This is a genomic window from Streptomyces sp. NPDC097617 (assembly GCF_044761485.1).
Classification (GTDB): domain Bacteria; phylum Actinomycetota; class Actinomycetes; order Streptomycetales; family Streptomycetaceae; genus Streptomyces.
Genome location: NZ_JBIWCL010000004.1, coordinates 34086 through 47682 on the forward strand (window position 1 = coordinate 34086; position 13597 = coordinate 47682).

Genomic DNA, 13597 nt, shown 5'->3' on the forward strand with positions numbered 1-13597 from the left:
CTCCACCCCAGGACGCAGCCTGTGAATCGCGACGACGAACCGGTATTCAAGCGGAGCAAGTGGGGAACCAACCGCTACGAATACAACCCCCGCAACCCCATCGGTCTCGCCCTCATCGTCATCACTCTGGTCTTCGGCGCAACCATGCTGATCCTCATGGCCAACCGGGCCGGTCCGTTCAAGCCGGCCCCCGACCCCAAGCCGTGGAGCCCACCGGCGTACGACTACTCCTGGCCTCCACCTTCGAGCAGCCCGCAAGGCCGCTGAACACGACGGGGTTCCCATCGAGGGAGAACCCCGTCAAGATCCCGTAGCCATCACATCAGCAGTGTGTCAGCGTCCCACAACGAGGCTTCAGCCCGCCCTAACGTCACCCTCATGGAACGACGTTTCACACAGGACACCCAATGGGCCGGTGAACGACGCTCGGCGATCGGTGTCGCGTTCCTCCTGTTCACGGCCTTGCTCAGCATGGACGCGGGGCTCGGCGAACTCGACGTGACCCGCGGCGTCTTCTGGACCGGCCTGGCCGGACTGCTCTTCGTGATCCTGCTGCCGCCCCGGATCTCGGTACGGCCCGGCCGTCTCAGTACCCGCGGGCTGCTCGTGAAGGACACCGTCCGCACCGACGCCCTCGTCTCGGTCCGGTGGTACGACGGGGTGGCACAGCGGATGATCCTCCGGGACACCGAGGGCTGCCAGGTCGAGATCGACCCGACCGTCCTGGTCCGGAACCCCCTGATGTGGCACCGGCTCGACGTGGACGCCCGCACGTCGATCCAGCGCGGCACCCTGCTGAGCGGTACGACCGCGCTGCGCGAGCTGTCGGAACGCATCGACCGCGAGACGGTCCACGCGGTCTTCAAAGCCTCCGGCCTGGAGTGACCGGCTCGGAGCTGCCGTCCCTCGGCGCGCATGCGGCGACGGGCCGGACCAGGATCCTGGTACACCCCAGCGGCGGCAGCCCGAGGCAGGCCGCCTGGGATCCCGCCGGCGTACCCAACGAGGCGGCCCTTTTCGGCCTGCTAGGACAACTCACAGTCGATGTCCGCAGGTCAACGCCCTCCGCTGGTCAGTGACCGCCTCTTCGGGGGGCCGCTGCCGGAAGGGTGAGCTTCACAACGAACCCGGGGCCGACGGCCACAGTTTCGAGGGTGCCTCCCATGGTTTCCGTGAGGTCGCGGGACATCCGCAGAGTCAGGCTGTCGGCAGCGACCCGGCTCGGACGCGTCTCACGCTCGGAGCCTCGGGGTCCTTCGTCGGTCCCGTCCGTCACCCGGATCTCCACCTGGCCGGACCGGGCCTCGGCCGTCAGCAGCGCACTGAGTTCCGTCGGGCTGTGCCGCTGGGCCTCGGCTGCCAGCGCGGTCATCACCCGTGTGAGGACGGCCGCGTCGGCGATCACATCCGGCAGCTGCTCCGGTAGGACGCAGCGGATCGTGTGGCCACCGGGGCCGAGAGCGTCGAGTACGGCGGTCAGCAGCTCGTCCAGGTCGACCGGGCGCAGGTACAGGTCGAGCGCTCCGGCGTGCAGGCGGCTGAGCTCGTCCAGATCCTCTACCAGCTGCAAGCCCCGTCGCACCGACGATCGGACATGGTCCAGGAGACGGGTCTCCTCCGCGTCGCCGCGGGCGGGCAGGCTGCCGAGCGCTCCGTCGGCGGCACGGAGCGGATCCCGCAGGTCTCGGCTCGCGGTGAGGAGGATCGAGGCCCGGGTGTGCTCGGCTGTGGCGCGCAGGCCCGTTTCGGCGTCGTGGGCAGCGAGCCGGCTGTGTGAGTACGCCATGCCCAGCTGGGCGGCGCACGCTCCCAGGACACGCTGATCATCGCCGCTCAGCGGATGTCCTCGTGCGGCGAGTGTGAGGTTGTCGCCGACGGGGCTTTCGACGTCGGCTTCGTACGGTCGTTCCGGCGCGTCCGTGCCGGTACTCGCGACGACGAACCAGTGGGGCTCGGCGGCATGCCCGCTGTCCCTCTCCAGCAGACTCACCGCCTCCAGGCCGAAGTCCTCCCGTACCTGTTCGAGCAACTCGGGCAGATCCCGACCGTGCATCATGGCCGTGGCCAGTCGGCTCAGTGCCCGGGCTTCGGCGCTCGCCCGGACGGCCTGGTACGTGCGGCGCGCAGCCGTGCTCGCGGCGGTGCCGACGACGACGGCCGTGACGACGTACACCACCAGCGCGAGGACGTCGGCGAAGCGCTCGACGCGCAACGAGTGCACCGGCGCGGCGAAGTAGTAGTCGGCGAGCAGTCCCGCGACGAGCGCGGCGAACAGCGCGGGGACGAGCCCGCCGACCAGGGCGATCACGACGACGGCCAGCAGGAAGAGCACCAGGGCGAGGGCGAGGTCCACGTGCTCGCCCAGGAGGACCAGCAGGAGCGTCATGGCCGGCAGCGTGACCGTCGCGAGCGCGATCGCCGTCCAGAAGCGGCGCGGTCCGGTGGCACGGCTCGGGTGCGGCAGCCGTAGGGCGGAGTCCGCCCCGGAGGCGTGCTCATGGGTCACGACGAGCACGTCGATGGGGCCGGAGCGCCGGATCGTCCTGTGTCCGACGCCGCCGCGGAGGAACGTGGAGAGCCTGCCGCGGCGGCTCGCGCCGAGCACGATCTGCGTGACGTTCTCGGCCTCCGCGAACTGGAGCAGCGACTCTGGGACGTCGTCACCCGTGGTCTGGTGGTAGCTCCCGCCCAGAGACTCCACCAGCTCACGCTGGGCGGCGAGGGTGGCCTGATCCCCGTGGGTGAGGCCGTCGCTCGGTACGACGTGCAGTGCCAGCAGCTCACTGCCGGGGACGCGGGCCGTGACACGGGCGGCACGGCGGATCAAGGTGCCGCCCTCCGCACCACCGGTGAGAGCGACCATGATGCGCTCGCGTGTCTCCCACGGAGTGGTGATGCCGTGCTCGGCACGATAGCGCTGCAGACCCTCCTCGACCCGGTCGGCGAGCCACAGCAGGGCAAGTTCTCGCAGAGCGGTGAGGTTGCCGATGCGGAAGTAGTGGGTGAGGGCGGCCTCGATGCGCTCCGCGGGGTAGATCTCGCCGTGCAGCATGCGCCGGCGCAGCAGTTCGGGCGGCAGGTCGACCAGCTCAATCTGGTCCGCACGGCGCGCCACTTCGTCGGGCAGGGCTTCCCGTTGCGGGACGCCGGTGATCTGCCGGACCACGTCTCCCAGGGAGTCCAGGTGCTGGACGTTGAGGGTGGTGACGACGTCGATCTGCGCGTCCAGGAGTTCCTCGACGTCCTGCCATCGCTTGGCGTGGCGGGAGCCGGGCACGTTGGTGTGGGCGAGTTCATCGACCAGGGCGACCTGCGGGCGGCGGGCCAGCACCCCGTCCAGGTCCATTTCGGTGAAGGCCGCCCCACGGTATTCCATGGTGCGCCGGGCAATCGTCTCCAGCCCCTCGGCAAGGGCGGCGGTGGGCCGTCGTCCGTGCGGCTCCACGAAGCCGACGATCACATCAGCGCCCACCGCGGCCAGCCGCTGCCCCTCTTCGAGCATGGCGTACGTCTTCCCCACACCCGGGGCGGCACCGAGGTAGATCCGCAATCGTCCACGCGCCATGAGCGGGCTCCTGCCCGGTCCTCACACCACTCGCCTGCTCCTTCCATGGTGCGCCCATCAGACCACTCGCGCGCTCCGCCTCGTTACCGCCCGGTCTTCAGGCACGTGCGGTCACGCGGCCTTCGCCTGCCTGCACAGTGTCTGACGGCGCGCCGTGCCGGTGGCGTAGTGGACGTATTCACGGGTGAGGCGGAATCCCGCCGACCAGGCGAGGAGGCGGCTGGGGCGGTTGTCGCGCGAGCAGGTCCAGCTCGGCGTCCGGCCCCGGGAGGCGATGTCCGCGCACAGGGCGGTGACGCAGGCGAGCGCGAGGTGCTGCCTGCGATGGCCGGGATCGGCCAGGGCGGCGACGCCTGCGGCCCCGCCGGGGAACCAGCGGGCGAGAGCGGGGATGTTGGAGGGCAGGAGCTCGATCACGACGGATGCCGCCTCGGTTCAAGGGAAGAGGGGCGGGGGCGGCCCTGGACGGTGGGCCGCCCCCGCGGGAACCAGCGCCGTGAGCGTCAGCGCCGGCCGGCCTTGCGGCCGCGATTGTTCTGGGTGACTCCGTTCAGGCGGAGTGGCCGACGAGCAGCTCGGCGAGCTTGTTCAGCCGCTTGATCGTGCGCTCCTCGGTCGCTCCGCGGGCCGAGTCCCTTCGCGTGCTCCGGTCGTAGTAGGCGCCGTTGACGATCTCCAGTGCCGGGTCGCAGAGCCGCGCGACGTGTGCGGCGCCCTCGGCGGGCGTGGCGCCCTCGTGCCCGTAGAGCGGCCTCAGTGCGGTCTCGCAGACGCCCGGGTCGACGGACACCGCGCTGACGCGTGGATCCGCGGCGAAGACGGTGAGTGCGAGCTGCGACTGGGCGTAGGCCGCGAGGCGCGAGTACCGGCGGGTGCGGTTGGGGTCGTTCCACGAGATGGACGCGGAGCGGTGCATCGAGGAGGAGACGTTGACGACCCGGCCGCCCGGGTCGGTGGTGAGCACCGGTTCGAGCAGGTTCGTCAGCAGGTAGTGGGCGAGGAAGTTGACCTGGAAGGAGAGCTCGTTGCCGTCATGGGTGACCGTGCGGTGCTCGGGGGCGGCCACGGCGGCGTTGTTGACCAGGACATCGAGGTGCGGGTGCCCGGCGACGACACGGTTGGCGAGCCGCTCCACCTCGTCAAGATGCGCGAAGTCCGCCGCGCACGGGCGCAGGAGCTCGGCGTCGACGTCCGCGGTGGCGATGAGCCGGGCGACCGCTGCCCGGGCCTCCTGCGGGGTGCGGCCGTGCAACAGCACGGTGGCGCCGGATTCGGCGAGCAGGCGGGCGGTCTCGTAGCCGATGCCGGTGGTGGCGCCGGTGACCATGACGGTCCGGCCGGACAGGAAGGAAGGCATGAGTGGTTCCTGAAGAAGGGCATGGCGGCGCGAGGCCCTGGAGGCCGGACCACAGCCATGCGGTGGAGTTGATTGCGGGCCCCGGGGAAGTCCACCCTTCGGCCCAACGGGCGCTAGCTCAGAGGCAGGTGAACAGGGTGCTTCCCCGGCGCCACCGGATTCGGCGGCCGGTCGTCGTAGCGCGAGCCGGTGTTCACGTCATCCATCCAACTGGCTTGCGTCTGAGCTCTCAAGGGCTCTGACAACCCCTTGATGCAGCATTGATGGATTTCGGTCCGGCAGGGGGCAGCTGGTCCTGCACCCCGGCCGCCGAACCACACAGCGGGGGTGCAGGCCGTTCCTCAGCGGAATTCCGCCAGCCGGCGCCGAAGCCCTAGGGCGCGTATTGGGTCGTGATCAGTGGGTGGCTCGCGTGAGGTCCTTGATCCAGGAGCCACTCGCCGCGCTGGCATTGGCCTCCATCGTCAGCGGCTGTACACGGCTGCGGCCGCCGCAGTGGTCCGAGGCTGTACCGGTTGTCGATCCCGACGCACCGTAGCCGAGGAACATGTCCGTCAGGAGACGCACTACGGGCGCTGGACAGGACGCCCCCCTGGAAATCTCGGTGGCCGGAGTCACCTCCTGCCGTCCTGCCTCCCTGCACGGGTGAGTGAGCAGCCGGGAGACGGTCAGCGACCCTGCGGAGGTCGGTTTCTTCTCTCGCCAAAAATACCCCCTGGGGTACTCGTGCTAGTCTCGAAATATACCCCCGGGGGTAAATTCCGACCGAAGGGAGCAACCTCGTGTTCTTCATCGACACCATCGAGACCGAAGGTCTCGGAAACCGCAGCTACCTGGCGGGCGGCGCCCACACCGCAGTGGTGGTGGACCCGCCCCGCGACATCGACCGGGTGCTCGCGGCGGCCTCGAGCCGTGGGGTGCGGATTTCCCACGTGGTGGAGACCCATGTCCACAACGACTACGTCACCGGCGGGCTTGACCTGGTCCGCATCACCGGCGCCGTCTACCTGATACCCGCCGACGCCCGTGTGTCCTTCACCCGGACGCCGATCAGGGACGGTGGCACGGTGAGCGTGGACGAGGGCATCACCCTGCGAGCGATGGCCACCCCCGGTCACACCCCGCACCACACCTCCTATGTCCTGGAAGAGCGGGGCGCGGTGGCCGCCGTGTTCACCGGCGGGTCGCTGCTGATCGGCTCGGTGGGGCGCCCCGATCTGGTCGAGCCGCGATTGACCGAGCAGCTGGCCCGTGCACAGCACGCCTCTGCCCACCGTCTGGCCGCTGAGCTTCCCGACGAGACTCCGGTACTGCCCACCCACGGATTCGGCAGCTTCTGCTCGTCCTCCCAGTCCGAGGGCGATGCGACCACCATCGGCAAGGAGAGGGCGGGGAACGACGCCCTGGTCAAAGACGTCGACTCCTTCGTCGCCGCGCTACTGGCAGGGCTGGAGGACGTGCCCGCCTACTACGCCCACATGGGCCCCGCCAACTCGGCCGGCCCTCACCAGCTGGACCTGACCGCGCCCCCGCTGGCCGACGCCGCCGACATCGCGGAACGCCTGTCCGCCGGCGAGTGGGTGGTGGACCTGCGCAACCGGATCGCGTTCGCCGAAGGGCACGTCGCGGGATCGTTCAACTTCGAGGCCGACGGGAAGATCGCCACTTACCTCGCCTGGATGATCCCTTGGGGCAAGCCCGTCACCCTCCTCGCCGAGTCACCCGCCCAGCTCGCCGCCGCCCAGCGCGAACTGGCTCGCGTGGGCATCGACCGCCCGGCCGCAGCCGCCACCGGCACCGTCCGCGACTGGATACCCGGTGGACACACCCCGCGCTCCTTCCCCCGCGCCACCTTCGCCGACCTCGCCGCTCAGGCCCCCGGCCCGGACGTGGTCCTGGACGTACGCCGCGACTCCGAACGCGCCGAGGGCTGGATCGCGGGCTCCGTGCACATCCCCATCCACCAGCTGCACCGGCGCCTGGCCGAGGTACCGGCTGGGACGGTGTGGGTGCACTGCGCCGGCGGGATGCGCGCGGGCATCGCCGCCTCCCTGCTGGACGCCGCCGGACGCGACGTCGTCGCCGTCGACGACTCCTTCGACGCCGCCTCCGAAGCCGGCCTGTCCATCACGGCCAATGCCGGCTCCAGCACCAGCGGTTGAACCACGACCGCCTTTGCTCACCCGGTGAAACTGAAAGGAATAGCCATGTCCCTCTTCCGTCGCGGCACCACCCGCGTCACCCCTGACCAAGCCCACGAGCGCGTCGCCGCCCAAGGCGCCATGCTCCTCGACGTGCGCGAGCAAGCCGAATGGACCGCCGGGCACGCCCCCGGTGCCGTCCATGTCCCGCTCTCCCGGCTGGTCACCGGCACCGGGCTGCCCGCCGATGCCCAGGGGCGGCTGATGTTGGTGATCTGCCGCTCCGGACACCGCTCCCAGCAGGCCGCCAAGCTCCTGGCCGGACACGGAGTCGAAGCAGTTGATGTCAAGGGGGGAATGAGCGCTTGGACGGCGGCCGGGCTGCCCGTGGTGGACGAATGCGGAAACAGCGGCCGGATAGCGTGAGTGCCGTCCTCCTCGCCCTCACCGCCGGGGCCGTCATCGGCCTGGCCCTCGGAGCGCTCGGCGGCGGTGGCAGCGTCCTGGCCGTCCCCGCCCTGATCTACCTTCTGGGCTTCACTCCGGCGGCCGCAACCACCGCCTCGCTGCTCATCGTCACAGCTACCTCCGCCACCGCCCTCTTCACCCACGCCGTCTCGGGCAACGTCCGCTGGAAAACCGGTGCTCTTGTCGCGGCCGCCGGGATCCTGCCCGCGATCGCTGCGGCGGCGCTCTCCGCCCGGCTGCCCGATGCGGTCCTGACCGCCGCGTTCGCCGCGATAGCGGCCCTCGCCGCCGTCAGGATGCTCAAGCCCTCCGACCCCGACCAGCAGTCCCTCACGATCAGACCGGCGCGGGTTGCCGGGGCGGGCGCCGGACTCGGCGCCGTGACGGGCTTCCTCGGCGTGGGCGGCGGTTTCCTCGCCGTCCCCGCGCTCGTGTCCGTCCTCGGCCTGCGCATGCGCGCTGCGGTCGGGACCAGCCTCCTGATCATCACCGTCAACTCCCTCGCCGCGCTGACCGCCCGCGCCCACGCCGGTACGCCTCTGCAGTGGACGGTCATCGCCCCCTTCACCGCCGCCGCGATCCTCGGCGCCTGGGACGGCAAACGCCTCGCCGTCAAAGTCTCCGGCCCCACCCTTCAGCGGATCTTCGCGATCGTGCTCCTGGCCGTCGCCGCCCTCATGCTCATCGACGCCGTCCACTGAACGAATTCGGAGCGCGACGCGCTCCGACAGCATCCCGCCGATGCCCCCTGAGGCAACGCGGTGCCCATTTCCGGGCGCCTCCGATCGACACGATGACCAGGAAGAAGCACATGACGACCATCCCCCACATCGACACCGTCCAGGCTCGCACTCGCCTGAACGAACTGATCGTCCTGGACGTCCGCACTCCCGGCGAGTACGCCACAGGCCACCTGCCCGGCGCCCTCAACATCCCCGTGGATCAACTGGACCGGGCCCTTCCCGACATCCGCCACGCCGCCGAGCGCGCCGACATACTCGTCGTCTGTGCCTCAGGTGCCCGCTCCGAGAACGCCTGCCGAACCCTCGCCGCCCACGGCGTCACCACCGCCACCCTCACCGGCGGAACCGCAGCCTGGACGGCAGGTGGCCACACCCTCCACCACCCCGATGGTGCCCGCCTCACGGCATGGAGCATGGAACGCCAGGTCCGCCTCGCCGCAGGTGCCGTCGTCCTCGCCGGTCTCACCCTCGGCCGCCTGCGCCCCGCCTTCCGCCTCGCCTCCGCGGGCATCGCCGGCGGCCTGGTCTTCTCCGCCCTCACCAACACCTGCGGGATGGCTGCCTTGCTCGCCAAGCTCCCCCACAACCGGCCGCACCCGGACGACCTCGACGCCGCCCTCGCAGCGCTCCGGATTCCCTGACCCCGCCGGTTCAGATACCCCCTGGGGTACTATGGGGTGTCAGTAGACAAGGCCAGGAGGCAACCGGTGAAAGTCGACGACGACGCAGTCAGTGCAGTACTCAACCGCCTGCGGCGCGCCCAGGGACAGCTCGCCGGCGTCATCGCCATGATCGAGGCCGGCCGCGACTGCAAGGACGTCGTCACCCAGCTCGCCGCCGTCTCCAAGGCCCTGGACCGCGCAGGCTTCAAAATCGTCGCCAGTGGTATGCGCCAGTGCATGAACAACGCCGACGGGAACCAGGCCCCGATGACCGAGGAAGAACTCGAAAAGCTCTTCCTCACCCTGGCCTGACAGTACTGCCCCCGGACGGCCCGGCCACCATCAGCGGCCCGGGCAGGTGTCATTCGCGGCCGGCCGGCCGCCGAACCCCCGCCACGACACGATCCTTACGCCTCCCGCGCAGAGCGAACCTGCGCCAAGGCGTGGCCCAGGCCACGCCACCCGCACAGGAGTCCGCCCCGGGACGGCAACCGCCTGCCCCACTCGATAGCGTGGGCACCGTGACCGAGCTCCGCAAGAACCGAACACAAGACAGCGACGACCGCGGAATGTCGGCGTGGGCGTTCGCCGCACTCCTGCTGAGCGCCTTCGTCGTCGTAGCCGCATGCGCACTGATCGGCGGTTGGTTCGGGCTGGTTGGCATCGCCGTCACCGCAATCCTCCTCACCGGCTTCGCCGCCTACCGCCTGTAGAACACCTTCGGCCCGTGCACAGAGGCGACGGGCCCCTCGCGGTACCCGAATCCGGGTCTGGGACGGCGCTGTCGAATGCCAGGACCTCGATCGCGCTCCGCACCAGGTTGGCGGTGCGCTCCCTTCGAGCCTGGGCGTGTCGATACGCTGGCCGCGGACCGGGCCGTCGGGCGGTCTGCGGAAGGGAAGCGCGTGGGTGTGGGGGATCCGTTGACGCAGGTACCGAGGATGCGGCTGGACGAGCTGCTGGACGAGCTCCAGGTGCGCATCGACGCCGCGCGCGGCACCCGCGACCGGGTACACAGCCTCCTGGAGGCCGTGGTGTCGGTGGGGCGGGAGCTGGATCTCGCCCAGGTGCTCCGGCGGATCGTGGAGGCGGCCGCGCTGCTCGTGGACGCCGAGTACGGGGCACTGGGAGTGATCGGCCCCGACGGCCGCACGCTCGCCCAGTTCCTGACCGTCGGGCTCGCGAAAGGGGAGATCACCGAGATCGGTCCCCTACCGGCCGGCCACGGCCTGCTCGGGGAGGTCATCCACCACCCGGAGCCCCTGCGCCTCACCGATCTCGGCGCGCACTCCTCGTCCTACGGCTTTCCGGCTCATCACCCGCCCATGCGTACCTTCCTGGGCGTGCCGATCCGGGTCCGCGACGAGGTGTTCGGCAACCTCTACCTGACCGACAAGCGGGGCGGAGTCGACTTCGACACCGAGGACGAGACGGTGATCTCGACCCTCTCGGTGGCGGCGGGCGTGGCGATCGACAACGCGCGGCTCTACGAGGGCTCGCAGCGCCAGCAGCGCTGGCTCAAGGCCAACGCGGAGATCACCGAGAGCCTGCTGTCCGGGAGTTCGCGACCGGCTGTGCTGGAGCTCATCGCCCGCCGGGCCCAGGAGATCACCGCCGCGCGGCTCGCGGACATCTCCATGCCGGTGGCCGGCGTCGACGGCCTGGTCGTGGAGTTCGCGGCCGGCGCGGACCGAGCCTCGCGGCAGGGCCTCGTCGTCCCCTTCGCCGGCACGCTCTCCGGAGCCGCACACCGGGCCGGCAGGCCCGTCACGGCCGTGCTGACCCCGAAGGACGAGCACTACCCGGCCGAGGCCGAGATGCCGGGGCGGCACGGGCTGGGGCCTGCCGTGGCCGTCCCGTTGGGCACGGCGGGCGGGGAGAGCCGGGGCGTCCTGCTGCTCGCGCGCCCGGCGGGAGATCCCGTGTTCGGCGAGGGCGAGCTGGAGCCGCTCGTCGCCTTCGCAGGGCAGGCCGCACTCGCTCTGGAGCTGGCGGAGCGGCGCCGGGACGCCGAGCAGATAGCCCTGCTGGAGGAGCGCGACCGGATCGCCCGCGACCTGCACGACCTGGCCATCCAGCGGCTCTTCGCCACCGGGATGACCTTGCAGAGTGCCGCCCGGCTCGTCGAGCACGAAGGGGCTGCCGAGCGGGTGGGCCGGGCGGTCGACGACCTGGACGAGACCATCAAGATCATCCGATCGACGATCTTCGGGCTCCGCACCAAGGACCGCGAGAGCGAACCCGGTCTGCGCGCACGCGCCGCCCGCGCCGTCGGCGACGCGGCGACCACCCTCGGCCATCCGCCGCGCCTGAGCATGGAGGGGCTGCTCGACACCGATGTACCGCCGCAGATCGCCGACCACGTGATGGCGGTACTGGGCGAGCTCCTCAGCAACGCCGCCCGCCACGCACAGGCGACCCGCGTCAGCGTGAGCCTCAAGGCCGGGCAGGGCGAGATCGTTCTGACCGTCTCGGACAACGGCAAGGGCATCCCGGCCCAAGGTCGTCGGAGCGGATTGCGCAACGCAGCTGATCGAGCACAGGAGCTGGGCGGTGGCTTCACCTTCGACATCCCTCAGGACGGGGGCAGCCTCCTCGTGTGGCGTGCGCCCCTACCCACTGGAAGCTGACGTTCTCAGGACGGTCGATTCGGGCGGCAGCCCCCTACCCGCGCCTCCTCAATGCGACGCGAACCGCACAGCACGGTCCGCCTCCAGCCGGAATCCGGTGACGAGGTCGGGGCGGATCCGCAGGGCTGCGGTCATGGGCTGTCCCACCCAGGGGCGCAGCAGGGACGCATAGCGGTCCGCCTCCGCCGCATCGGTCACCGGGCATGCGTAGCCGGTGACGACGACGCTCCAGCCGAGGTACGTAACGGGGTCGATGGCATCCGCCTCGTAGGCCACCACCACACCGGGAGCGTCCACGGGTGCCGCCAGAGCGGCCAGGGCCCCGCCTTCGTGAATTCGGATGATGACGTCCTCGCCGTCGACGAGATGGTTCACCGGCCGTACGGCGGGCAGCGCCTGCTGGGTGAAAACGATGCGTCCCAGTGAAACCGTGGCGAGAAGTCTCAGGGCTTCGTCCCGGTCCAGTTCTCGCATGTGCCGGGCGGCGGCCTGGGCACCGGTCCGGCGAGCGGGTCGCCCTGTGCCTTCCTGATCCATGATGTGTACCTTCGTCCGGCCCTGCTCGGTCTTTCCGGCGTGCGTCTTCCCGGCTTCCCTCCTGGTCCACTGGCAGGAGCAGGGCCGAACGGCCCCCTTCCCGCATTCGGATCCGGACAGCTCCGCGGTCACGAGACGACGAACTGCAGCTCTCGGTCGGCACCGAGCACCCGCATGGACTTGATCACCAGAAGCGGCACGTCGCAGAGCAGGAGCCTCGTGCCGGACGCACGGCAGCGGCGGTTCAGAAGGAGGAGGAGGTCGATGCCCGCGGTGTCGCAGAAGGAGAGGTCGCACAGGTCCAGCACCACGTTCGGGTAGTCGGATGCGGCGAGTTCGCAGAGGCTCGGCCCCACTTGTTCCGAGGTGTAGCAGTCGAGTTCGCCGGCCAGGGCGATTCTCAGGCCGCGGTCGTCGTGTGTCACGGTCTTCAGGTCGATCAAGGCGGTCGTCATGGAGTCCTCCGCGCTGCGTGCGGCTCCGTGGAGTCGCGCCGATCCGTGTGCGCCCTCAGTCCATCCGGTGCCGTGCGCGCGCGGGAAGGCCCGGCAGGCCCTTCAAACAGGGCCGAAGGTCCCTTCTTCGCGGGGCCGAGTCGCACCTGCCGCTCCGGGCACCGGCCCCGTGAGGGCCGATCGGCCCTGGCCGGCCGACCCTCACGGCAGGCAGGATGCCTGTGTTTCGTGCGTCCAGGACGGACCCAGGCGAAGGAGTCGCTTCATGACCGGCAGCGGTGCCCCCTCCCCCGTGGCGGAGCCCATCAGCGTCTTCCTGCTCGACGACCACGAAGTCGTGCGCCGAGGGGTACACGACCTGCTGGACGCCGAGCCCGATCTCACCGTGGTCGGCGAAGCGGGCACGGCGGAACAGGCACTCATCCGTATCCCCGCACTGCGCCCCCGGGTCGCGGTCCTGGACGTACGGCTCCAGGACGGTGACGGGGTCAGCGTGTGCCGGGAGCTGCGTTCGCGGATGCCGGAGCTGGCCTGCCTGATGCTCACGTCGTTCGACGACGAGGAGGCACTGCTGGACGCCGTGATGGCAGGGGCCTCCGGGTACGTTCTGAAGCAGATCACCGGCACCGACCTGGTGACCGCCGTCCGGACGGTGGCGTCCGGCCAGTCGATGCTCGACCCCGGGGCCACCACGCGGTTGATGGCACGCATGCGCGGTGACGTGCCGAAGGAGGTTCAGGTACCGGGGCTTCCCGGCTTCACCGACCGGGAGAAGGAGATCCTCCTCATGGTCAGTGAGGGCCTCACCAACCGGGAGATCGGCAAGCGGCTGTACCTCGCGGAGAAGACCGTGAAGAACATCATCTCGCGGCTCTTCATCAAGCTCGGAGTGGAGCGCCGCGTCCAGGCCGCGGTGATCGCCAGTCACGCCCTGACACCGCCCGGCCGACACCCGCTCCCGGCCTCGCAGTAGGAGCCGTCAGCGGTACGGGCCGGGCGGGTCACATCGCCTGCCCAGCCTTTCCGTGAGCGCGCCGTC

The 13597-nt window shown here is 70.5% G+C and carries 15 protein-coding genes; 10 read left to right on the forward strand and 5 right to left on the reverse strand.

The features are described 5' to 3' along the window. Positions 1-21 precede the first annotated feature (21 nt). Both ACIQZO_RS08810 and ACIQZO_RS08815 read left to right on the forward strand, forming a co-directional pair. Positions 22-267: a hypothetical protein gene (locus ACIQZO_RS08810; protein ID WP_403622236.1), complete on the forward strand. Its 246-nt coding sequence runs from the start codon at positions 22-24 to the stop codon at positions 265-267. Between the two features lie 111 nt (positions 268-378). After that, positions 379-885, forward strand: coding sequence for a hypothetical protein (locus ACIQZO_RS08815; RefSeq protein WP_403622239.1), 507 nt, complete (start codon positions 379-381; stop codon positions 883-885). Positions 886-1072: 187 nt separating this feature from the next. Here ACIQZO_RS08815 and ACIQZO_RS08820 read toward each other — a convergent pair whose 3' ends face one another. The 3 genes from ACIQZO_RS08820 to ACIQZO_RS08830 all read right to left on the reverse strand — a co-directional run bounded on the left by ACIQZO_RS08820 (position 1073) and on the right by ACIQZO_RS08830 (position 4922). Then, a complete protein-coding gene (locus tag ACIQZO_RS08820; RefSeq protein ID WP_403622242.1) occupies positions 1073-3565 on the reverse strand; it encodes a DUF4118 domain-containing protein in 2493 nt (830 codons plus the stop codon). Between the two features lie 111 nt (positions 3566-3676). Next, a complete protein-coding gene (locus ACIQZO_RS08825; protein ID WP_403622245.1) occupies positions 3677-3982 on the reverse strand; it encodes a GNAT family N-acetyltransferase in 306 nt (101 codons plus the stop codon). 133 nt (positions 3983-4115) lie between these two features. Continuing rightward, the gene (locus tag ACIQZO_RS08830) at positions 4116-4922 is read right to left on the reverse strand and encodes an SDR family NAD(P)-dependent oxidoreductase (protein WP_403622247.1); all 807 of its coding nucleotides are present in this window, start codon (positions 4920-4922) and stop codon (positions 4116-4118) included. Between the two features lie 782 nt (positions 4923-5704). On the opposite strand from ACIQZO_RS08830, the gene ACIQZO_RS08835 reads away from it, so the two are divergent. The 7 genes from ACIQZO_RS08835 to ACIQZO_RS08865 all read left to right on the forward strand — a co-directional run bounded on the left by ACIQZO_RS08835 (position 5705) and on the right by ACIQZO_RS08865 (position 11566). After that, a complete protein-coding gene (locus tag ACIQZO_RS08835) occupies positions 5705-7084 on the forward strand; it encodes a rhodanese-like domain-containing protein (RefSeq protein WP_403622250.1) in 1380 nt (459 codons plus the stop codon). Positions 7085-7129: 45 nt separating this feature from the next. Next, entirely contained in the window at positions 7130-7489 is a 360-nt protein-coding gene (locus ACIQZO_RS08840) for a rhodanese-like domain-containing protein (RefSeq protein ID WP_403622255.1), read from the forward strand. Further along, positions 7486-8232 (forward strand): sulfite exporter TauE/SafE family protein, encoded by a 747-nt coding sequence (locus ACIQZO_RS08845; RefSeq protein ID WP_403622258.1) that lies wholly within the window; start codon positions 7486-7488, stop codon positions 8230-8232. Before ACIQZO_RS08840 ends, ACIQZO_RS08845 begins: the two co-directional genes overlap by 4 nt. A gap of 110 nt (positions 8233-8342) precedes the next feature. Next, the gene (locus ACIQZO_RS08850) at positions 8343-8915 is read left to right on the forward strand and encodes a rhodanese-like domain-containing protein (RefSeq protein WP_403622261.1); all 573 of its coding nucleotides are present in this window, start codon (positions 8343-8345) and stop codon (positions 8913-8915) included. Positions 8916-8981: 66 nt separating this feature from the next. Further along, the gene (locus ACIQZO_RS08855) at positions 8982-9248 is read left to right on the forward strand and encodes a metal-sensitive transcriptional regulator (RefSeq protein ID WP_403622264.1); all 267 of its coding nucleotides are present in this window, start codon (positions 8982-8984) and stop codon (positions 9246-9248) included. Between the two features lie 209 nt (positions 9249-9457). Then, the gene (locus ACIQZO_RS08860; protein WP_403622266.1) at positions 9458-9649 is read left to right on the forward strand and encodes a hypothetical protein; all 192 of its coding nucleotides are present in this window, start codon (positions 9458-9460) and stop codon (positions 9647-9649) included. Positions 9650-9877: 228 nt separating this feature from the next. Further along, positions 9878-11566, forward strand: coding sequence for a GAF domain-containing protein (locus ACIQZO_RS08865; RefSeq protein WP_403622269.1), 1689 nt, complete (start codon positions 9878-9880; stop codon positions 11564-11566). A 48-nt stretch (positions 11567-11614) separates the two neighbouring features. Here the strand turns inward: ACIQZO_RS08865 and ACIQZO_RS08870 are convergent, their stop codons facing one another. After that, the gene (locus ACIQZO_RS08870; protein ID WP_403622273.1) at positions 11615-12103 is read right to left on the reverse strand and encodes a pyridoxamine 5'-phosphate oxidase family protein; all 489 of its coding nucleotides are present in this window, start codon (positions 12101-12103) and stop codon (positions 11615-11617) included. Between the two features lie 128 nt (positions 12104-12231). Next, positions 12232-12558, reverse strand: a complete 327-nt coding sequence (locus ACIQZO_RS08875) for an STAS domain-containing protein (protein WP_403622277.1) — start codon at positions 12556-12558, stop codon at positions 12232-12234. A gap of 265 nt (positions 12559-12823) precedes the next feature. On the opposite strand from ACIQZO_RS08875, the gene ACIQZO_RS08880 reads away from it, so the two are divergent. Continuing rightward, entirely contained in the window at positions 12824-13531 is a 708-nt protein-coding gene (locus ACIQZO_RS08880) for a response regulator (RefSeq protein ID WP_403622280.1), read from the forward strand. The last annotated feature ends 66 nt before the right edge of the window (positions 13532-13597 follow it).